At 63.5% G+C, this 21748-nt stretch carries 18 protein-coding genes; 15 read left to right on the top strand and 3 right to left on the bottom strand.

The window, feature by feature from the left end; all coding sequences use genetic code 11:
- Positions 1 to 111: 111 nt before the first annotated feature.
- The 9 genes from B5V03_RS38570 to mdoH all read left to right on the top strand — a co-directional run bounded on the left by B5V03_RS38570 (position 112) and on the right by mdoH (position 10702).
- Positions 112 to 1131, top strand: a complete 1020-nt coding sequence (locus B5V03_RS38570; RefSeq protein ID WP_129275630.1) for a TRAP transporter substrate-binding protein — start codon at positions 112 to 114, stop codon at positions 1129 to 1131.
- A 71-nt stretch (positions 1132 to 1202) separates the two neighbouring features.
- Positions 1203 to 1712 carry a TRAP transporter small permease gene (locus tag B5V03_RS38565; RefSeq protein ID WP_129275629.1) on the top strand — a complete coding sequence of 170 codons (510 nt, stop codon included), beginning with the start codon at positions 1203 to 1205 and terminating at the stop codon, positions 1710 to 1712.
- Between the two features lie 61 nt (positions 1713 to 1773).
- A complete protein-coding gene (locus B5V03_RS38560) occupies positions 1774 to 3054 on the top strand; it encodes a TRAP transporter large permease (RefSeq protein ID WP_129275628.1) in 1281 nt (426 codons plus the stop codon).
- A gap of 37 nt (positions 3055 to 3091) precedes the next feature.
- Positions 3092 to 3574 carry a type II 3-dehydroquinate dehydratase gene (locus tag B5V03_RS38555; RefSeq protein ID WP_129275627.1) on the top strand — a complete coding sequence of 161 codons (483 nt, stop codon included), beginning with the start codon at positions 3092 to 3094 and terminating at the stop codon, positions 3572 to 3574.
- Positions 3575 to 3587: 13 nt separating this feature from the next.
- Positions 3588 to 4244, top strand: coding sequence for a hypothetical protein (locus B5V03_RS38550; RefSeq protein WP_129275626.1), 657 nt, complete (start codon positions 3588 to 3590; stop codon positions 4242 to 4244).
- Entirely contained in the window at positions 4244 to 5062 is an 819-nt protein-coding gene (locus B5V03_RS38545) for a sugar phosphate isomerase/epimerase family protein (RefSeq protein WP_129275625.1), read from the top strand. Before B5V03_RS38550 ends, B5V03_RS38545 begins: the two co-directional genes overlap by 1 nt.
- A gap of 18 nt (positions 5063 to 5080) precedes the next feature.
- Positions 5081 to 6805 carry an FAD-dependent oxidoreductase gene (locus B5V03_RS38540; protein ID WP_129275624.1) on the top strand — a complete coding sequence of 575 codons (1725 nt, stop codon included), beginning with the start codon at positions 5081 to 5083 and terminating at the stop codon, positions 6803 to 6805.
- A gap of 253 nt (positions 6806 to 7058) precedes the next feature.
- Positions 7059 to 8570, top strand: coding sequence for a glucan biosynthesis protein G (locus tag B5V03_RS38535; RefSeq protein WP_129275758.1), 1512 nt, complete (start codon positions 7059 to 7061; stop codon positions 8568 to 8570).
- Positions 8558 to 10702 (top strand): glucans biosynthesis glucosyltransferase MdoH, encoded by a 2145-nt coding sequence (gene mdoH, locus B5V03_RS38530; protein WP_129275623.1) that lies wholly within the window; start codon positions 8558 to 8560, stop codon positions 10700 to 10702. The genes B5V03_RS38535 and mdoH overlap by 13 nt, the downstream gene beginning before the upstream one ends.
- 89 nt (positions 10703 to 10791) lie before the next feature.
- On the opposite strand, the gene B5V03_RS38525 is transcribed toward mdoH, so the two are convergent.
- Positions 10792 to 11988 (bottom strand): M24 family metallopeptidase, encoded by a 1197-nt coding sequence (locus B5V03_RS38525; protein ID WP_129275622.1) that lies wholly within the window; start codon positions 11986 to 11988, stop codon positions 10792 to 10794.
- Between the two features lie 141 nt (positions 11989 to 12129).
- Positions 12130 to 13107 (bottom strand): LysR family transcriptional regulator, encoded by a 978-nt coding sequence (locus B5V03_RS38520; RefSeq protein ID WP_129275621.1) that lies wholly within the window; start codon positions 13105 to 13107, stop codon positions 12130 to 12132.
- 229 nt (positions 13108 to 13336) lie between these two features.
- Here B5V03_RS38520 and B5V03_RS38515 point away from each other — a divergent pair, with 229 nt between their 5' ends.
- From B5V03_RS38515 to B5V03_RS38490, 6 genes are all read left to right on the top strand, one after another.
- Entirely contained in the window at positions 13337 to 14545 is a 1209-nt protein-coding gene (locus tag B5V03_RS38515; RefSeq protein WP_129275620.1) for an ABC transporter substrate-binding protein, read from the top strand.
- Positions 14542 to 15357 carry a nitroreductase gene (locus tag B5V03_RS38510; RefSeq protein WP_245502478.1) on the top strand — a complete coding sequence of 272 codons (816 nt, stop codon included), beginning with the start codon at positions 14542 to 14544 and terminating at the stop codon, positions 15355 to 15357. Before B5V03_RS38515 ends, B5V03_RS38510 begins: the two co-directional genes overlap by 4 nt.
- The gene (locus B5V03_RS38505; RefSeq protein ID WP_129275619.1) at positions 15281 to 15820 is read left to right on the top strand and encodes a DUF4863 family protein; all 540 of its coding nucleotides are present in this window, start codon (positions 15281 to 15283) and stop codon (positions 15818 to 15820) included. The genes B5V03_RS38510 and B5V03_RS38505 overlap by 77 nt, the downstream gene beginning before the upstream one ends.
- Positions 15821 to 16326: 506 nt before the next feature.
- Complete coding sequence (locus tag B5V03_RS38500) at positions 16327 to 17358, top strand: TRAP transporter substrate-binding protein (RefSeq protein ID WP_129275618.1); 1032 nt, start codon at positions 16327 to 16329, stop codon at positions 17356 to 17358.
- Between the two features lie 15 nt (positions 17359 to 17373).
- On the top strand, positions 17374 to 19263 hold the full coding sequence (locus B5V03_RS38495; RefSeq protein ID WP_129275617.1) for a TRAP transporter large permease: 1890 nt from the start codon (positions 17374 to 17376) through the stop codon (positions 19261 to 19263).
- Between the two features lie 21 nt (positions 19264 to 19284).
- The gene (locus B5V03_RS38490; protein ID WP_164988569.1) at positions 19285 to 20934 is read left to right on the top strand and encodes an acyl-CoA synthetase; all 1650 of its coding nucleotides are present in this window, start codon (positions 19285 to 19287) and stop codon (positions 20932 to 20934) included.
- 14 nt (positions 20935 to 20948) lie between these two features.
- Here the strand turns inward: B5V03_RS38490 and B5V03_RS38485 are convergent, their stop codons facing one another.
- A complete protein-coding gene (locus B5V03_RS38485) occupies positions 20949 to 21746 on the bottom strand; it encodes an MBL fold metallo-hydrolase (RefSeq protein ID WP_129275615.1) in 798 nt (265 codons plus the stop codon).
- Between the last annotated feature and the right edge of the window lie 2 nt (positions 21747 to 21748).

Raw genomic sequence — 21748 nt, 5'->3', positions numbered from 1 at the left:
ATTGATATTCTCCTTTGACATAGAAATATATGTATGATGTGTAAATGAACTGAGGGTACGGAAAACAAGCGCTCAAGCCGCCGTTCGTGCCCGGTGAACAGGGAGGACACGATGAGCTTGTTGGTACGGGCGCTGTCTGCGACGGCGATCTGCGTGGCGCTGACGGTCGGCGCATCCGCCGCCGATGACATCCAGGAGCGGACGATCAGGTGGGGGCACCTGAACAACACCGATCACCCCGTCAGCTTCGGCGTGCAGAAGTTTGCGGAGATCCTGCTGGCGAAGAGCGGGGGCAAGATGAAGGTCCGCGAGTTCGCGGCCTCGCAGCTCGGCAACGAGTTGCAGCAGCAATCGGCGTTGCGCGGCGGCACGCAGGAGATGCTGTCGGCCTCGACGACATCGCTCGCAACCGTCGTTCCGGAATTCGGCCTGATCGACTTCCCGTTCCTGTTCAACACGACCGAGCAGGCCGACGCGCTCGCGACCGGCAAATTCGGCACGGCGATGATCGATACGCTGCCGTCGAAGGGGCTGATTGGTCTCGGCTATTGGGGGCTGGGCTTCCGCAACGTCACCAACAGCACCCGCCCGATCACCAAGATCGAGGATTTCAGCGGCCTCAAGCTGCGCGTGATTCCGAATCCGGTCTACCTCGAAAGCTTCAGCGCCTTTAAGGCCAACCCGGTCCCGATGGCTTTTGGTGAGCTGTATTCGGCGCTGGAGACCCGCACGGTCGACGGCCAGGAAAATCCCTACACGGTCATTCTCTCCAACAAATTCTACGAAGTGCAGAAATACGTTTCCGCCACCAATCACACCTTCACCCTGAACATCATCCTGGTGAGCAAGGTGTTCTGGGACAAGCTGTCGCCGACCGAGCAGAAGCTGATGCGCGAGGCTTATGCAGAAAGCCGTGGCTACCAGAAGGAGCAGACGCGCCTTCAGACCGAAAAGGCTTTGGCGGAATTGCAGGCCAAGGGCATGCAGTACAACGCGATCGCTCCTGAAGAGACCGACCGCATGCGCAAGGCGGTTCAGCCGGTCGTGGACAAGATCTCGGCCAATCTGCGCACCGAGACCGTGAAGCTCTTCAACGACGAGGTCGAGCGCATCCGCAAGGACGTGAAGTAACCGACTTCCCCATCACGCAGGGAGCCGGCCAATGGCCGGCTCGTCCTCCTCATTTGCCCCGGACGTCACGCATGGCGCGAGCTCTCGACCTCTATTGCACGTTCCTGAAAGCCGTCATTGCCGCGTGTCTCGCGGTCATGGTGGTCCTGGTCTTCGGCAACGTGATCCTGCGCTACGGCTTCAACTCCGGCATCACGATTTCCGAGGAGCTGTCGCGCTGGCTGCTGGTCTGGCTGACCTTTCTCGGCGCCATCGTCGCGATGCGCGAACACGCCCATCTCGGCGTCGACACCCTGATCCGGATGCTTCCGGCCTCAGGCAAGCGCGTCTGCTTCGTCCTCAACTATGGCCTGATGCTGTTTGCCGATTGGCTGCTGCTCTCCGGCAGCTGGCGCCAGACCATCATCAATCTCGACGATCGCGCGCCGGCGACCGGTCTTTCGATGGGCATCTTCTACGCGGTCGGCGTGATCTTCGGCGTGTCAACAGGGGTGATCCTGCTCTACGACCTTGTCCGCGTGCTCACCGGGCAGGCCAGCGAAGCCGAGATGGTGGCCGTCAAGGAATCGGAAGATCACTGATGTCGCAGCAGCAAATCCTGCCGGCCGGCGCTCACATCCTGCAATCGACCGGGACCACGTCATGACGATCGCGGTCTTCACCTTTTCGCTGCTCGGCGCCATGGCGCTGGGCATGCCGATCGCCTTCGCACTGATCGTCTGCGGCGTCGCGCTGATGAGCACGATCGACATGTTCGACGCCCAGATCGTGGCGCAGAACATCATCAACGGTGCGGACAGTTTTCCGCTGATGGCCATTCCGTTCTTCATGCTCGCCGGTGAGATCATGAACAAGGGCGGTCTGGCCAAGCGTATCGTCAATGTCGCGCTCGTTGCGGTCGGGCATTTCCGCGGCGGGCTCGGCTACGTCACGATCCTGGCATCCTGCATTCTCGCCTCGTTGTCGGGCTCAGCCGCGGCCGACGCCGCGGCGCTTGCGGCGCTGCTGGTGCCGATGATGGTGGCCGCAGGACACAAGAAATCCTATGCGGCGGGGCTCGTCGCCGCGGGCGGCATCATCGCCCCCGTCATTCCGCCCAGCATCGGGTTCGTCATCTTCGGCGTCGCCGCCGGCGTCTCGATCTCAAAGCTGTTTCTGGCAGGCATCGTGCCCGGGTTGATGCTCGGGGCAGGGCTCTGCCTCGCCTGGGCATGGGTGGTGCGCCGGGAGAACCTGACGCCGCCACCGCGGGCCTCATTGTCCGAGATCATGAAGGCCGTTGTCGATGGCTTCTGGGCGCTGATGCTGCCCGTCATCATCGTCGTCGGCCTGCGTTTCGGCATCTTCACGCCCACGGAAGCCGCGGTGGTGGTCGCCGTCTACTCGCTGTTCGTGGCAACCTGCATCTATCGCGAACTGAAGCTGTCGCAGCTCTATGAAATATTCGTCTCCTCTGCGGTGACGACGAGCATCGTGATGTTCCTGGTGGCGGCGGCGCTGGTGTCCTCCTGGCTGATCACGGTGTCCGAGATCTCCGCGCAGGTCGTCACGCTGCTGAAGCCTTTCATGGGCAACAACACGCTGTTGATGCTCGCAATCATGGTCGTGGTGGTGATCGTGGGCACCGCGCTCGACATGACGCCGACGATCCTGATCCTCACGCCGATCCTGATGCCGATCGTCAAGGCGGCGGGCATCGACCCCGTTTATTTCGGCGTCCTGTTCATCATCAACAATTCCATCGGCCTGATCACGCCGCCGGTCGGCATCGTGCTCAACGTCGTCTGTGGCGTCTCCAGGATCAGCATGGAGGACATCATCAAGGGCGTCTGGCCCTTCATGATCGCGCAGCTGATCGTCCTGTTCGCGATGGTACTCTTCCCGGGACTGGTGACGATTCCGGCAAAATGGTTTGGCGGCTAGTCGCATAGCTCAGGCGCAAAGGACACGAGGGACCAAAATGGCCGCAAAGATCATGATCCTGAACGGACCCAATCTGAATTTCCTCGGCATCAGGGAGCCGCACATCTACGGCCGGACGACGCTGAAGGAAATCGAGGCGAGCTGTCAGGCGCTCGCCGACCAGCTTGGCGTCTCGATCTCGTTCCACCAGTCCAACATGGAGGGCGAGCTTGTCGGCTTGATCCAGTCCGCCCACGGCAGTGCGGACGCGATCATCATCAACCCGGCCGGCTACTCCTTCACCTCGATCGCGCTGATCGACGCACTGAAGATTTTCGAAGGAATCAAGATCGAGCTGCACATCTCGAACATCCACGCGCGCGACGAACTGCATCGCCATTCGATCACGTCGGGCGCCTGCACGGCGGTGATCTGCGGCCTGGGCCCGTACGGCTACCTCGCCGCGATGCTGGCGGCCGTCCAGAAGCTCGGACAATTGCCTGACACAATCCCGCCGGCTCTTCACGGGCTCAAGACGTAAGGGGAGAAGCGCGATGCGCGGTGCTGGATTTCTGGCCATCTGGAGCGACGTCGAAGCGCACGATCTGACCGATTACCGGCACTGGCTGACGCGCGAGCACACCACCGAGCGCGTCACCACCAGGGGCTTTCTGGCGTGCCGTGTGTTCCGCGCGGCGACGGACGAGATCAACCGCTTCTTCATCCTCTACGAGCTCGAGACGCCCGAGGTTCTCGATGGCGAGGCCTACATGGCGCGCCTCAACGCGCCGACGCCATGGTCGCAGCGTATCATGCCAAAGCTCGGCAACTTCATGCGGGGCGGGGGCGTCATGGTCGCGCGGGCAGGGCGGGGCGAGGGGGCCACGATCATGGCACTGCGGATCGAGACATTGCCCACAGATCCCCAAAAGCTGGCCGAGGCGCTCGTTGCATGCGACGGGATCGCCGCCGTGCAGATCGGCGCGACCGACGAGGCGCGGACATCGGTGCCGACGGCTGAAAAGGGCATGCGGACGAACGAGGGCTTTTTCGCAGGCCTGCTGTTGATCGAGTCGCTCGATACGGCTTCGCTGCAAGCCGCCTTGCAGCAGGCGCGCGCGATTGCGCCCAATGCTCTTGACCGCGCGAGCGAGCCGGAGGTTTATCAGGGGATGTTTGCGCTCGACGCCCGCATCGCGGATTTCGGCTGATGGCCATGTTCTCGCTCGCCGCACTGACTGTGCTCGATCTCGCGCCGCCCGCGATGATCGAACTGGCGGCGCGCTGCGGCTATGAGAAGGTCGGACTGAGATTATTGCCGGCAACGCCTGGCGGAATTGCCTATCGCCTGATGGAGGATGCGCCAATGATGCGGGAGACGCTGGCGCGGTTGCAGTCGACGGGCGTGACCGTCGCCGATCTCGAAGTCGTTGCGTTCAGACCGGAGACGGACGTCGCTTCGTTCACGCCCTTCTTCGAAGCGGGCGCACGCCTCGGCGCCAAGCATATTCTCGTCGCGGCCTATGATCCGGACCTGGCCTGGTTCTCCGACCGCTACCGGCAGTTTTGCGAAGCCGCAGCCCAGCACGGCCTGACGTCCGATCTCGAATTCATGCCGTGGACCAGCGTGCCGGACCTGAAAACCGCGATGCGGATCGTTGGCGAGGTCGACCATCCCGCGGCCGGCATTCTGGTTGATGCGCTGCATTTCGATCGATCGCAAAGCTCGCTTGCCGATCTCCGCACCATCCCGGCCGAGCGGCTTCACTATTGGCAGCTCTGCGACGGTCCGGCCGAACGCCCGGCGACGACGGAGCAGCTGATCCATGCCGCGCGCGAGGAGCGGATGTTTCCGGGCGAGGGCGGCATTGATCTCGTCGGCCTGACCAAGGCGATGCCAGAGAGCCTGACCATCAGCATCGAGGTTCCCTCCGTTCAACTGGCGAAAACCGTCGATGCCGAAACGCGAGCGCGCCGGGCACTCGCAGCGGGCAGGGCCGTGGTCGAGACGGCGCGCGCTGCTTCGTAACAGAGAAGGGTGGCTCGGATGCTGCAAGCCGATCGCGCCTGGGACGTCGAGACCGATCTGCTGGTCGTTGGCGCAGGCGCGGCCGGCATGACGGCAGCGTTGGTCGGCGCCCTCGAAGGGCTCAACGTCGTCCTGTGCGAAAAGTCGGGCATGGTGGGCGGCACGACCGCGACCTCCGCCGGTACTGTCTGGATCCCCGGCAACAGGCAAGGACAGCTTGCCGGAACGCCCGATACGGTCGAGGCCGCGCGCATCTATCTCGCCGCGATGCTCGGCGAGCACGCGACCGACCAACGCGTGGAGATGTTCCTCAAGGCAGGCCCGATCGTTCTCGACTATCTCGAGCAGAAAACGAGCGTCCGCTTCGTGGCGTCGCCGATACACCCCGACTACAAGAACCTTCCGGGCGCCGCGATCGGCGGCCGCGCACTCGGGGCCGTTCCGTTCGACGGCCGCAAGCTCGGCGACGATTTTACCCGGGTCAGGCCGCCACGCCGCGAATTCATGGTTCTCGGCGGCATGATGGTCGGGAAGGCGGACATTCCGGCGCTGCTGGCGCCCTTCCGCAACTGGACCAATTTTCGGCACGCCGCGGGACTTCTCACCCGGCATGCGCTGGATCGTATCCGCCACAAGCGTGGAACGCGCCTGATCATGGGCAACGCGCTGGTCGCAAGACTGCTCGACAGCGTCCGCCGCGCCGGCGTCGGCTTGCGATTTGAGACCGGACTTCGCGAGATCATTTGCGAAGGCGACGTCGTCGTCGGGGCCGTGCTCACGTCTCCAACCGGAGAGGTGACCATACGTGCCCGCAAGGGCGTGGTGCTTGCGACGGGTGGCATCGGCTGGAGCCGCGAGCTTCGCGAACGGCTGTTTCCAGACGCCGCGCGCCGCTTTTCGCTCGCGCCTTCATCCAACACGGGAGACGGCATCCTGGCGGCCGAGCGCGTCAGCGCCGTCGTCGAGCGTGATCTCGATAGTCCGGCCTTGTGGATGCCGAGCTCGGTCATGACGCAAGCGGACGGCCATTTGTCGGTATTCCCGCACATCATGCTCGATCGCGCCAAGCCGGGACTGCTCGCCGTCAACACATCGGGCCGTCGCTTCGTGAATGAAGCCGATTCCTATCACGATTTCGTCGCGGCAATGCTGCGTTCGAACGCCTCTGCCGCGTCAGCTACGCCGGCCTTCCTGATCTGCGACCGTGCCTTCGTCAGGGATTTTGGCATCGGGCTGGTCCATCCCGGGACCAGAAACCTGACCGAATTCCTGCAAGCCAATTATCTGATCGAGGGTGAAACGATCGCAGAGCTGGCGCGAAAGATCGATGTCGACGGCGACCAGCTTGTTGAAACGGTCGAACGATACAATCGCCATGCCGAAACCGGGATCGACGACGATTTCGGCCGAGGCTCCAGCGAATTGAACCGCTTCAACGGCGATCCCCTAACCGGACCCAATCCCTGCCTGCGGCGGATCGGCCCGGGACCGTATTATGCCGTCGCCGTATGGCCGTCCGATCTTGCCAGCAGCGCCGGCTTGCGCACGGATTCATGCGCCCGCGTATTGTCCAGTGACGGGACGGTACTATCCGGACTGTACGCAATCGGCACCGATTCATCCTCGATCTTCCGCGGTACTTACCCGGGGCCGGGCACGATGATCGGCCCGGCCATGGTCTTCGGCTGGTACGCCGCGATGGAAGCTGCGGGGGCGTTACCCAGGTTTCTCGCATCGGAGTAGGGCATCTCGCAATCCTCCCGGAGGCCGGTCTCACCTAGCCCTACAGCTTTGCTGCGCGCGCCATGGCTCAAGAAGGCGCAATTTGAAATTGGAGATCGTCCTGCAGGCGCAACCCAGTCCGGAGCAGCGCGATGTTGCCCCAAACCCACATCGACGAGGCCGTCGGCACACGGTGCCCGGATTCGGCGGCGCACATGGAACTCGGTCGCGACGAGGGTGTTGCATTGCGGTTGGAACCGAACGGGTAGAACAATTGAATCGCCGACAATTCCTGGAAGCAGCCTCGGCATTGACGCCATTGGCGACATTACTACCTGGCGCAGTCGCTGCGGCATCGGCGGCGGAGTTGCCGTTTGGCCCCTCCTATGTCCGCGACCTTGCCCGCAATTTGGCGAGCAAGCCCTTTGAGCCGCCTGAGGAAAAGGTCCCGGACGCGCTCAAGGATCTCAGCTACGACCAGTACCGGTCAATCCGCTTTCTGCCGGAACGCGCGCTCTGGCGCAGCGAAAAGCTGCCCTTCGAGGTTCAGTTTTTCCACCGCGGTTTTTTCTACAAGAACAGGGTCGACATCTACGAGGTCTCCGGCGGACGAGCCGTACCGATCCGGTACCGGCGCGAGGATTTTGCATTCGGCGACAAAATCGGCCAGGTACCGGACACCGATCTCGGATTTGCCGGCTTTCGCATTCACGCCCCGTTCAATCGGGGCGACTATTACGACGAGGTTTGCGCGTTTCTCGGCGCCAGCTATTTCCGTGCCGTTGCGAAAGGCGAGACCTACGGCCTTTCCGCGCGCGGTCTGTCGATCGATACCGGCGAGAGCAAGGGAGAGGAATTTCCCGTCTTCAAGGCCTTCTGGCTGGAGAAGCCCGCGCCGGGTGCCACATCCGTCGTGGTACATGCGCTGCTTGACAGCAAGAGCGCTACGGCAAGCTATCGCTTCACGATAAAGCCGGGCGCTCCGACGATCTTCGACGTCGAGATGTCGCTCTATCCACGGATCGAGCTGCAACATGCCGGCCTGGCGCCCATGACGAGCATGTTCTTTTTTGGTCCGAACGACCGACACGACGTCGACGATTTCCGCCCTGCCGTGCACGACTCCGACGGGCTCGCGGTGTTCAATGGAAAGGGCGAGCAACTCTGGCGTCCGCTCAACAATCCACGCGATTTGCAGGCCAGCACATTCAATGACCTCAATCCTCGCGGCTTCGGACTGATGCAGCGGGAGAGAAACTTCTTTGCGTACGAGGACATCGAATCACGATTTGAGCGTCGCCCGAGCCTCTGGGTCGAACCGATCGGAGATTGGGGAGAGGGCAGTGTGGTCCTCTTTGAGATCCCAACCAAGGAGGAAGTTCACGACAACATCGCTGCCTTCTGGCGCCCGAAGGCGGCTCTCCAGGCCAAGAGCGAAAACAACTACACCTACCGTCTGCACTGGGGCCCGGACGCGCCGAAGCCAAATTCACTGGCCCGGTTCACCCGCACAGGCGTTGGCGCGCGGGGCGACGACAGCAAATTGTTCGTGCTCGAGCTCGTCGGCGACAGGCTGAAGGAGGTCGATCCTGACAAGGTGAGGGGCGCCGTCAGCGCCGACAAATCCGAGATCAAGAACGTCGTCACGCAGCCAAACCCGGAAACCGGCGGCTGGCGGCTGAGCTTTCAATCTGCCGTGAAGGACGCACCGATCGAGTTGAGGGCGGTCTTGATGCAGGGCGATCAACCCATCTCGGAAGTCTGGGTTTACCGATGGGCGCCCTGACGCCATTGCCCGCGCTTTCGCCTGAACTTGGCATTCGGTATCTTCCCGAGGAAACGCCTCTCCCGATGCGGCCCTGCCGATTGGACGCGACCAATCGTGCCGACGGGGCGCGATTGCGGACCACCCCTGCCGTTGCAGCGCGGCGCCTGTTCATTCTCGGCGGAACGGCCGCGATTACGGCTGCGGGCGCCTTTGAGATGTACGATGTTCTCAAGGTTGGGGGCGTCACGGTCCTCGAAGGCATGGTGTTCGGGCTGTTTCTCGTGCTGCTCGCCTGGATCGCGTTTTCGTTCGTGTCTTCGTTAGCCGGCTTTTTCGTGCTGCTGCGGGGCCGACCGGATGTGCTGCCGATTGACGGCGACGGCCCGCTGCCCGGGATCACCGGCCGAACCGCCATGCTGTTGCCGACCTATAACGAGGATCAGCACCATCTTATGGCGCGACTCCGCGCCATGTACGAGTCGATCGGCGAAACCGGACAGGCCGCGTTGTTCGATTGGTTTCTGCTCAGTGACACGACAGATCCGGACACCTGGATTGCCGAGGAGCTTGCGTTTCTGGAACTGCAGCGCAACTGCGGTTCGGGCCATCTCTACTATCGTCACCGATCCGACAACACCGCCCGCAAGTCAGGCAACATCGCCGAATGGGTGAGGCGGTTCGGGGGCGCCTACGACTACATGATCATTCTCGACGCGGACAGTTTGATGAGCGGAGAGACCATCGTTCGGCTGGCGGCCGCGATGGAAGCGAACCCGCAAGCCGCGCTGATTCAAACGCTTCCGATCGTCGTCAATGCGCGAACCCTGATTAGCCGGCTTCAGCAGTTCTCGGGGCGTTTGTACGGTCCGCTGATCGCGGCCGGGAACGCCTGGTGGCACGCCTCCGAGGGCAACTATTGGGGACATAATGCCATCATCCGGGTGCAGGCTTTTGCGCAAGAGGCGGGCTTGCCCGAATTGCGCGGGAGGAAGCCTTTCGGCGGCCACATCCTCAGCCACGATTTTGTTGAAGCCGCGCTGATGCGGCGGGCGGGGTGGGGGATTTTCATGGCCCCCGGTCTTGGTGGGAGTTTCGAGGAGGTGCCACCGTCGCTGCTCGATTTTGCGGCGAGGGACCGTCGCTGGTGTCAAGGCAACCTCCAGCATCTTGCCGTTCTGCCGGCCCGAGGCCTGCACTGGGTCTCAAGGCTTCACCTGCTGACCGGGATCGGCTCTTACCTGACCGCCCCCCTTTGGCTGCTGTTTCTATTGCTCGGAATCCTGATCTCCTTGCAGGCCTATTTCGTCAAGCCCGAGTACTTTCCCAAGGGCTTTTCGTTGTTTCCAACGTGGCCCGCACAGGATCCCGTGCTCGCCGCCTGGGTCTTTGCGGCGACGATGGGGCTGCTCATCGTGCCCAAATTGCTGGCCTACTTGGTTCTGCTCACCAAGCGTGCAGAACGGCAGGCATTCGGCGGCGGATTTCGCGTGCTGCTGGCCGTGGTCGCCGAGAGCCTGCTTGCCGCCCTGATCGCCCCATCGATGATGATCTTTCAATCGACCGCCGTGGCGGAGATCCTGCTGGGGCGTGACGCCGGCTGGCAAGTGCAACGGCGAAGCGATGGCAGGATCACGCGCGACGAAGTGTATCGCAAATTCACGGTGCCGACCCTCTGCGGTGTGGCAATGGCGGCAAGCGCCTATGCCGTGTCGCTTCCGCTGCTGCTCTGGATGTCGCCGGTGGTCATCGGCCTGGTGTGTGCCATTCCGATCGGTCTCGTCACGTCGACGGCACCACGAATGGCACAGCTGTTTGCGACCCCGGAGGACAATCGCGCGCCGGCACTGCTGCAGAGGGCGAGGGAGCTTGCCAGCCTGGCTCGGATCGAGGCGCACGGGGCTCTGATCGAACTTGGAGAGAACCCTGCGTTGCTGGGACGGCACATGCAGTCCCTCGAAGCGCCGCCACGCAAATCGGGCCAGATCGACATAGACCTCGCGATCGCCCGTGCCAAAATTGAGCAGAGCGACGATTTCGAGGAAGTCGTCAGCAACCTCAGCGCACGCGAGACCCTTGCCGTGCTGAAGCATCGGCACTCGCTTGAGCAAGTCATGCGAATGCCGCGAGCTATCGCTTCCGCGGAAGTCTAGTCAGGTCGTTACAGGTCATGGCGTTGACGACACGGCTGGGCCAGGCCGAGGGCGAAATGTCTCCTGTCAGCGCGGTGGGTGGTGCCCGCCTACAGCGCACTCCCACCCAGATTCCACCCGCGGCCGCCCTCACCAAAAATCTCAAAGCCCGTCGCCGTCACCGCAACCGTATCCTCGAGCTTGATGAAGCCGCGGCTGGGATGCTTCATGGTGGTCTCGATCGACACCACCATGCCGGGCTCGAGCGGCTGGCGCGCGTCGGTGTCGTCGTAGGGGACCGGACCCTTGGCCGTCAGGTGAGGGACCTCGTGGCTGACGAGGCCCATGCCGTGGGCCAGAAAGTCCGTGCAGTCGCGCTGGGTGATCTGGGCGAGTTGCCGCTCGGCCGCGACGTAGATGTCGCCGCCCATCGCGCCCGGCCGGACAGCGGCAAAGGCGGCGCGCTGCACCGCCTCGATCTCGGCGAGGCAATCCTTCAGCTCGCTGTCGGGCTCGCCGAGCACGGCCATGCGCGCGAGGTCGCCGATATAGCCGTGATAATTGCCGCCGGAGTCCAGCGACAGCACGTCGCCTTGCTCCCAGCGCTGCGGTGACGGCGCCCTGTTGTGGCTGCTGCCGCAGGCGAGCAGGCAGTATTCGAAAGTCAGGCCGCGAGTGGTTTCGGCGACGCGCAAGCTATCCGACAATTGCTGCTTGGTGGTGCCCGGGCCGTGCGCGGCGATCACCTCCAGCATCGACGCGATGACCAGCTCGGACGCCGTCTTGAGCTTCGCCAGCTCATCGGCCGACTTGACCGCCCGCAGCCGCTCCAGCACCAGGAGCGCGTCCTTGAGCTCGGCGCCGGGCAGGCCGTCGACGAGCGCCCGGCCCGCATCCATCGGCAGAAACGCCATCTCGACCCCGACCCGCTTCAAGGGCACGCCGGCGCCCCGGATCAGGCCAGCGGCCCGCGTGATCGCATCGACCGAGCCGCTCGATTCGGTCCGCACCTGCGGCACCCACAGCGGCGCCACGGCACGCTGATGGGTCTCTAGGCGATGGCCGATATAGACCGCCTTGTCCGGCGCACCCTTGGGATAGATCAGGACCGGCAGATAACGACTGACGCCCATCGCGTCCATGTAGTCGAAGAAGATCGCGCGCTCGGCACCCAGCAGGTACTGCACATTGTGCTTGGAGGTCGCGACCAGCACGTCGAGGCCGGCGGCCTCCATGAGACGGTCGAGCTTGGCGGTATCGAATGGAATGGCGCGCGAGCGGCCTGCGCGCGTGGTGTTCTCCTGCATGACGAACCTCCCTTGAGCGGCGGTTGAGACCGCCTTGTATCATTGACCTCTTCCAGGACTGCGACGCCCAGTCTAGCACAGCCTCCATCCACCCGCCCCAACTGAACGGCCAAGTGGAATAGGGAACCGAGCCCTCTTTCGCTAGCGTCCGCGCCCGAGGTCCTCCGTCGCACGCCTGAGGATGTCGTGAAGCCAGTCATGCGCCGGCTCACCCTCGATACGTTCGTGCCACAACAGCCGGACCTCGACCGGGGTCGTGGCGTAAGGCAGTTCATAGGTCGTGACGGCATGCGCGCGTTCGAACGCCCGCGCCAATGGCCGCGGAACGATCGCCGCCAATTCGGAGTCCGCGAGCAGGGCGGGCAGGGCCAAAAAATGCGGCAGCGACACAGCTATGCGCGGCGGCCGGTCGCTTTCGGACAAAGCCCGTTCGAGCGCCGCGCGATCATACATTTCCGATCGCCGGGCGAGGCCGCGCTCGGAGATGAAGCCTCCGATCGCGCCCTCCTGTTCGCCGCCGAAGGAGACGACGACCAGCGGCATACGCGCCAGGGCCGCGTTGGTGATCCGGCCAAGCTTCCGTTTTCCGCCCACGATCAGCACATCGTCATATTCGAACAACAGCGAGGTGCGGAAGCGGCTCGGCGGATCCGAGAACACGCCGATCGCAACATCGATGCGACCAAGGTCGATCTGCTCGGCGAGGTCGATCCGCGTCACCGGCTTGATGATCAGGTCGATCGCCGGCGCCTCGCGGCCGAGCAGCTTCAGGAGCGGTGAGGCCAGCACCATCGTGGTGAAATCGTTGGCAGCCAGGGTGAACTGCCTGGTGGAGGCCGCCGGAATGAAGCTCGGCAGCTCGACCGCCGCCTCGAGAGACCGCAGGGCTTCGCGAACCTGCGGCGCCATCGTCAATGCGCGTGCTGTCGGCTGCATGCCGGTTGCCGTGCGCACGAACAAATCGTCTTCCAGCATCTCACGGAGCCGGGCGAGCGAATGGCTCACGGCGGATTGACTGAGCGCGACCCTCTGGCTCGCCCGCAGCACGCTTCGCTCCTCCATGACGGCGTCGAAGACCTTCAGCAGGTTCAGGTCGAGGGTCTTGAAGGAAACAGCCACGAGCAGGACACCGTCTCAAGGCGGATCGCGCGCCCGTTGCTTCACTGCGATCTTTCCCAGTTAAGGCCAACCGCGCAGCCGGCGCAACCGAGCATGGCGCGCGACCGGGACGCCGACCGCGCGCCTCACCAATCTGAAGGCGGTTCAGGATCACTCTGCAAGAGTTTCACTTCCGCAATTGCGCGATCCCGTCATGATCCCGGCGCCGGATTGGGAGGAGAGACGGACAATGAAATCCAGCGGAATGTCGATCGGAGTTCTTGGAGCCGCACTGGCGCTGTTCACGGCGCCAGCCATTGCGCAGGATGGCCCGGTGAAGCTCGGCGTCCTCACCGACATGTCCTCGCTCTACGCCGACAATGGCGGCCAGGGCTCGGTGGTCGCGGCGCAAATGGCCGTCGACGATTTCAACGGTCAGGTGCTCGGACGCGGCATCCAGATCGTCGCTGGAGACCATCAGAACAAGGCTGATGTGGGCGCGACTATCACACGGCGTTGGATCGAAAACGAGAACGTCGAGGTCATTCTCGACGCGCCTAACTCTGCGGTCGCGCTGGCAGTGCAGGGCATTACGCGCGACAAGAAGAAGCTGTTCCTCGCCACCGGCGCAGCCACGTCGCGCCTGACTGGCGACGAATGTTCGCCGACCGGGATTCACTGGACCTACGACACCTATGCGCTGTCGCAGGGAACGACGAAGGCGATCTCGCGTCTCGGCGCAAACTCCTGGTTCTTCATCTCGGTCGACTATTCCCTCGGCGCGCAGCTCGAGGTTGACAGCCGCAAAGTCATCGACGCCATGGGCGGCAAGGTGGTCGGCGCAGTGAAACATCCGATCAACACGCCGGATTTCTCGTCCTTCCTGCTTCAGGCGCAGTCCTCGAAGGCAGACGTTATCGCGCTTGCCGATACCGGCGGCGACTTCATCAACGCCGTGAAGCAGGCCGGCGAATTCGGCATCACGCAGCGGCAGAAACTCGTCGGGCTACTCGTCTTCATAGCCGACATTCACAGTCTTGGACTTCAGAGCGCCGACGGCCTGATGCTGAGTTCGGCATTCTATTGGGACCTGAACGAGGACACGCGCGCGTGGTCGAAGCGTTTCATCGCAAAGACCCAGAAGGTCCCGACCATGATCCACGCCGGCACCTACGGCGCGGTGATGCACTATCTCAAGGCGGTTCAGGCAGCCGGCACGTTGGACGGGCCCACCGTCGCCGCCAAGATGCGCGAAACACCCGTGAACGACTTCATGACGCGAAATGGCCGGATCCGCGAGGACGGCCGGCTGGTCCGCGACATGTATCTGTTTCGCGTCAAGTCCCCCGGGCAGTCCAGATACAAGTTCGACTATTACGAGCTGCTGGCAACGATTCCGGGAGAAGAAGCCTTCCGACCGATGGAGCAAGGCGGATGTCCGCTCCTGAAGCAGCCATGATCGGCGAGGGCACAGCTGTGCAGAGCCGGATCGACGAGATCATCGCGAGCCGTTTTGCATGCCGGGACTTCTCGGGCGAACCGGTCGGGCGAGGGACCGTCGAGCAGATTCTCCGCGTGGCGCGGTTTGCGCCGAGCGGCGCCAACATCCAGCCCTGGCACGTCCACGTGCTGGCGGGCCACGCCAAGGACAGGGTGTCCGCGGCGCTACGCGAGGCGCACGAGACCGCCCGAGACCGGCACACGTCCGAATACAGCTATTACGCCAGCGACCTGCCCGAACCTTACCTGCAACGACGACAGGAGTTCGGCCGGTTGTTCTACGGCTCGCTCGGCATCGCCCAAACCGATATCGAAGCCAGGAGCGGACAAACCGCCAAGAACTATGCGTTCTTCGGCGCGCCCGTCGGGCTGATCGTCACGATCGACCGGCGCCTGGAGGTCGGGAGCTGGCTCGACCTCGGCATGTTCGTCCAGAACGTGCTGCTGGCCGCGGCAGGCCACGGGCTTCAGTCCTGTCCGCAGGAAACGTTCTCCAGATATCACCGGATCCTGCGACCGCTGCTGTCGATTCCGGCGGAGCAGATGGTCGTGTGCGGCATCTCGATCGGCCGCGCCAGGGATGTCGCCAAGGACGGGGCCAAGGGCCGGCTGATGCCGCGCGCTGACGTCGCGGAGTTCGCGTCTTTCGCGGGCTTCGAAGAACAAAATGCAACCAAAATGGAAGGACCAAGCCATGGGAAGCCGAGACGAGCTGATTCAGTGCAGCATTCCGTTTCTGCGCGAGGTCAAGGACATGACGCCGGGCGCTGAGATGGAGCGGTGGCTCAATCAAAAATACGGCGAGGGCAGTCAGCTCTACCAGGACCTGGCGCGTCTGATTAAGCGCGGCGTCGAGGAAGGCTGGGCGGCGAACCAGGAGGTCGACGGTCCGAACTACCGGCGCAGCCGCATCCTGGAACCGATGCCCGAAACGTTCCAGTTCAGCATCACGGCCGTCTACATGAACAGCACCGACCCGCGCCGCTTCAAGGACGAGGACGACCATGACGTGTTCCGTGGGCAATATCACGGCCACCCCTATGGCGAGCTGAACCTGGTCGTGCCCTTGGACAAGGGCGCCGAGCTCAGGGGACTCCAGGGCTGGCAAGGGCCTGGCTGGACCGCGCCCGATCCCGGCAGCCGGCACTATCCCGAGGTCCGCGGCGGCGCCGTCATCGCGCTGTTCTATCTGCCCGCCGGACGTATCTCCTACGACTTCACGGCGCCGTCCTGATAGCCGGCCGGATGACCTCGGGGTGACGCGCCGTTCGCGAACGTCACCGGCTTGAACATAGCGCGGCTCACTTGTGCGGTGATGAGTCGCCACGATCACGGTTGTAACGCGGGCTGGCAGAGCAACGGTGAGGAGGGATTTCGGCGGCCAACGCCGAGCGGTACCCAGCCAGGACAGCCATATCATTGATTCGCATAAGGTATATTATGGAATATCTTTATATACAATTAGATCAGATATTTAGGCGGAATTCCTGCCACCACGCCTTCGTTCCGGCGCGATTTCCAGTCCGCCCCTCGAAGCTTCCGCCAGCTCTCGACGGCTACTGTGCATGGGGTTGTTTTTCACATTTTGAATCCGGCGCATGTGGCGAAAGCCGATATTGCCGTGACGATGTCCGGCTGCAATAAGCGAGGCTTCGCGAGATCGCAGATGACCTTCTGACCGTCCGTCCGTATAGGTTTGCGTCTCACAACAAAAACAAACCTTCCGAGGAAGCAGACCCCATGGTCATTTCAACGCGCTTTTCCCGACGCACGCTTCTCAAGGCCTCCGCCGCGACCGCGGTCCTGGGCGGCATTGGCGCGCCCCATGTGGCCCGCGCCCAGAGCGCCGAGTTCACCTACAAATACGCCAACAACCTGCCGGACACCCATCCGCTCAACGTGCGCGCCAGGGAGATGGCGGCGGCGATCAAGGCCGAGACCAACGGCAAATTCGACCTCCAGATCTTCCCGAACAACCAGCTCGGTTCCGACACCGACATGCTGAGCCAGATCCGTTCCGGCGGCGTCGAGTTCTTCACGCTGTCGGGCCTGATCCTGTCGACCCTGGTGCCGGCGGCGTCGATCAACGGCATCGGCTTCGCGTTCCCGGACTACGCCACGGTCTGGAAGGCCATGGACGGCGATCTCGGCGCCCATGTCCGCGGCGAGATCAAGAAGGCCGGCCTCGAGGTCATGGACAAGATCTGGGACAACGGATTCCGCCAGACCACCGCGTCGAGCAAACCGATCACCGGTCCGGATGATTTCAAGGGCTTCAAGATCCGCGTGCCGGTGTCGCCGCTGTGGACCTCGATGTTCAAGGCGTTCGATGCGGCGCCCGCCTCGATCAATTTCGCCGAGGTCTATTCCGCGCTCCAGACCAGGATCGTCGAGGGCCAGGAGAACCCGCTGGCGATCATCTCGACCGCAAAACTCTACGAGGTCCAGAAGTACTGCTCACTGACCAACCACATGTGGGACGGCTTCTGGTTCCTGGCCAACCGCAAGGCCTGGAGCGCTTTGCCGGAGGACGTGCGCACCATCGTTGCCAAGAACATCAACGCTGCCGCGATCAAGGAGCGTGAGGATACCGCCAAGCTGAACGCCAATCTCCAGCAGGAGCTCGCTGGCAAGGGCCTGACCTTCAACCAGCCCACGGTCGCGCCGTTCCGCGACAAGCTGCGCGCCGCCGGCTTCTATGCCGAGTGGAAAGGCAAGTATGGCGATCAGGCCTGGGACCTGCTGGAAAAGGCCGTCGGCAAGCTGTCGTAACGCGTTGGAGCCGTCATGGCTCATGTCGAGGTCGAGGTGACCGAAGTGGCGGGCGAGGAGGCTGTTCAGCCCCCTCGCCGATCTCAGTTGCTGGCCTCGCTCGAGCGCATCCTCGGCCTCGCCGTCGAGGTCCCGGCGGCGATCCTGGTGGTCGCCGAGATCGTGATCCTGTTCGCCGGTGTGGTCGCGCGCTACGGCGTGCACCGGCCGCTGATCTGGTCGGACGAGCTCGCCTCGATCCTGTTCCTGTGGCTGGCGATGCTGGGCGCTGCGGTCGCATTCCGTCGCTCCGAGCACATGCGCATGACCGCGATTGTCGCCAGCGCCAGGCCGGCGATGCGGGCCTGGCTCGACCTGGTCGCGACCTGCGCGGCGCTGGCGTTCCTGGCGCTGATCGTCTGGCCGTCCGCCGAATACGCCTACGAGGAAAGTTTCATCACCACGCCAGCGCTCCAGATCTCGAACATGTGGCGCGCCGCGGCGCTGCCGGCCGGCATCTGCCTGATGGCGGTGTTCGCGTTGCTGCGGCTGACGCGCGCCGCCGATCTCCGCATGGTGCTGACGGCCGTGATAACAGTTGCCGTGATCGTCGGCCTGTTCTGGCTGGCACAGCCATACTTGCGACCGCTCGGCAATATCAATCTCGTCATCTTCTTCGTCGGCGTCGCCGGCTTCTGCGTCTTTGCCGGCGTTCCCATTGCGTTCGGCTTTGGCCTTGCCATCTTTGGCTATCTGGCGCTGACCACGCGGACGCCTGTGATGGTGCTGATCGGGCGGATGGACGAGGGCATGAGCCACCTCATCCTGCTCTCGGTGCCGCTGTTCGTGTTTTTGGGGCTATTGATCGAGATGACCGGCATGGCGCGGGCCATGGTGGCGTTCCTGGCGAGCCTGCTCGGCCATGTCCGCGGCGGCCTGCATTACGTGCTGGTCGGTGCCATGTATCTGGTCTCCGGCATATCGGGCGCCAAGGCCGCCGACATGGCCGCGGTGGCGCCCGTGCTGTTCCCGGAGATGAAGCAGCGTGGCGCCAAGCCCGGAGACCTCGTCGCGCTGCTTGCCGCAACCGGCGCCCAGACCGAAACTATTCCGCCGAGCCTCGTGCTGATCACGATCGGCTCGGTCACCGGCGTCTCGATCGCGGCGCTGTTCACCGGCGGCCTGTTGCCCGGCGTCGTGCTTGCGATCACGCTCTGCATGCTGGTGTGGTGGCGCTATCGCCACGAGGACATGAGCCATGTCCGCCGCGCCAATACGAGCGAGATCGGCAAGAGCTTCATCGTCGCCCTGCCCGCGCTGGCGCTGCCCTTCGTGATCCGCTACGCCGTGGTCGAGGGCATCGCCACCGCCACCGAAGTCTCCACCATTGGCATCGTCTATGGCGCCGTGGTCGGCCTGCTCGTCTACCGCCGCTTCGAGTGGCGGCGGCTGTTTCCGATGCTGGTCGAGACCGCCGCGCTGTCGGGCGCGATCCTGCTGATCATCGGCACCGCCACCGGCATGGCCTGGGGCCTGACGCAATCCGGCTTCTCGCGCTCGCTGGCGGCGGCCATGACGGGGTTGCCGGGGGGAGCAGCGACCTTCATCGCCGTCTCGATCCTGGCCTTCACCATCCTCGGCAGCGTGCTGGAGGGCATCCCGGCGATCGTGCTGTTCGGGCCGCTGCTGTTTCCGATTGCGCGTGCCGTCGGCGTGCACGAGGTGCACTATGCCATGGTGATCATTCTGGCCATGGGTATCGGTTTATTCGCCCCACCCTTCGGCGTCGGCTATTATGCCGCCTGCGCGATCGGACGCGTCGACCCGGCCGAAGGCATCAGGCCGATCTGGGGCTATCTGCTGGCGCTGCTGGTGGGATTGATCGTCGTCGCGGTCTTTCCCTGGATCTCGATCGGATTTCTTTGAGACGGTTTAAGGAGGGTGTCGATGAGTGAGCGGCAGAACCCGTACAATATCGGCCTCGACAAGACGCAAGCCAATTACGTACCGCTGACGCCGGTGAGTTTCCTCGCGCGCAGCGCCGCGGTCTATCCCGATCATGTCAGCACCGTCTATGAAGGCCGCAGCTTCACGTGGGCGCAGACCTATGAGCGTTGCAAACGCTTTGCGTCGTATCTCGCCGGCAAGGGCATCGGCGTCGGCGACACCGTGGCGGCGATGCTGCCGAACATTCCGGCCATGAACGAGGTGCACTTTGCGGTGCCGATGAGCGGCGCCGTGCTCAACGCGCTCAACATCCGCCTCGACGCGCCCTCGATCGCGTTCCAGCTCGACCATGGCGGCGCCAGGATCATCCTGGTCGATCCGGAATTCTCCGGCGTGATCACCGACGCGCTGGCGCAGATGAGCGGGCCAAAACCGTTCGTGATCGACGTCGACGATGCCGCCTTCAAGGGCGGCAAGCGCATCGGCGAGATCGAGTATGAGGCGGCGCTCGCGCAAGGCGATCCTGACTTCACTGCGATCCCACTGACCGACGAATGGGACGCGATCGCGCTGAGCTACACTTCGGGCACGACCGGCAATCCCAAGGGCGTCGTCACGCATCATCGCGGCGCTTATCTCAATGCCGTCAGCAACATCCTCGCCGGTCAACTCGGCCAGCATCCGGTCTATCTCTGGACGCTGCCGATGTTCCATTGCAACGGCTGGTGCTTCCCCTGGACCATCGCGGCCTCAGCCGGCATCAATGTCTGCCTGCGCAAGGTCGAGCCGACCAAAATCTTCGAGCTGATCAAGCAGCACGGCGTCACCCACATGTGCGGCGCGCCGATCGTCTACAACACGCTGATCAACGCGCCCGACGCGCCGAAAGGCAGTGCTGCCCGCCGCGTCGTCGGCCTGATCGCGGGCGCGGCGCCGCCGGTCGCCGTGCTCGAAGGCGCCGAAAACATCGGCATCAAGCTGACGCATGTGTACGGCCTGACCGAGGTCTATGGCCCCGCCTCCGTCTGCGCCGAGCAGCCCGGCTGGGACGAGTTGCCTGCCGCCGAGCGCGCCAGCATGAAGCGGCGGCAGGGCGTGCCCTACCCGCTCGAGGAAGGCGTCACCGTCCTCAATCCGCAAACCATGCAGGAGGTGCCGCGCGACGGCGAGACCATCGGCGAGGTCATGTTCCGCGGCAACATCGTGATGAAGGGCTATCTGAAGAACGAGAAGGCGACGAAGGAAGCCTTCGAGGGCGGCTGGTTTCACACCGGCGATCTCGGCGTGCTCGACGCGCACGGCTACGTCATCATCAAGGACCGTTCCAAGGACATCATCATCTCCGGCGGCGAGAACATCTCCTCGGTCGAGGTCGAGGACATCCTCTACAAGCACCCGGCCGTGCTGTTTGCCGCCGTGGTCGCAAAGCCCGATCCGAAATGGGGCGAGGTGCCCTGCGCCTTCGTCGAACTGAAGGACGGCGCCAGCGCGACCGAGGCCGAGATCATCGCCTTCTGCCGTTCGCATATGAGCGGCTTCAAGACGCCGAAGGCGGTCATGTTCGGACCGATTCCGAAGACGTCGACAGGCAAGATCCAGAAATTCCTGCTGCGTAACGAGGTGGGATCGGCCAAGGCGATCTCGGCCTGAGCTGATTAGTGCGCTCAGTGCGTCTCCAGCCGCATACCGTCGTAAGCCGGCACAACGCCTGATGGCAGCGATTGCCGGATGACCTCGTAATCGACATCGGCGGTCATGTTGGTGATGACGGCGCGCTTCGGCTTGAAGCGCTCGATCCAGGACAGCGCATCGTTGATGCTGAAATGGCTGGAATGCTGGGTGTAGCGCAAGCCGTCGACGATCCAGAGATCGAGATTTTCCAGCGCACCCCAGCTCTCCCGCGGGATGTCGTTGAGATCGGGCGTGTAGGCGGCGTTGCCGATGCGATAGCCGAGCGCGGGGATCTGGCCGTGCTGGACCAGGAAGGCGGTCATCGAGATGTCCCCACCCTTGCCGCCGATGATCTGCGTCCCTCCGGCTTCGATCGAATGCCGATGCAGGATCGGCGGATAGTCGCTGCCCTCGGGCGAGATGAAGCAATAAGAGAACCGCGCCATGATGTCTTTCGCGGTCGACTGGTTGAAATAGACCGGAATGCGCTTGCGCATGTGGAGCACGACCGAGCGCAAATCGTCCATGCCGTGGGTCTGGTCGGCGTGCTCGTGCGTCAGGAACACCGCATCGATATGATCGACATTGGTGTCGATGAGCTGCTCACGCAGATCGGGCGCGGTGTCGATCACGATGCGCGTGGTGCCGTGGCTTGAGGTCTGTTCGACCATCATCGAGCAGCGGCGACGGCGGTTTTTTGGGTTATTGGGATCGCAGGCGCCCCAGCCGAGTGCCGGGCGCGGCACGCCGGCGGAGGAACCGCAGCCCAGGATCGTCAGCGTCAGCGTCATGC

The sequence above is a fragment of the Bradyrhizobium betae genome (genome assembly GCF_004123905.1).
In the GTDB taxonomy this organism is placed as follows: domain Bacteria; phylum Pseudomonadota; class Alphaproteobacteria; order Rhizobiales; family Xanthobacteraceae; genus Bradyrhizobium; species Bradyrhizobium betae_A.
This window is presented reverse-complemented; position numbering and strand designations above follow the sequence as displayed.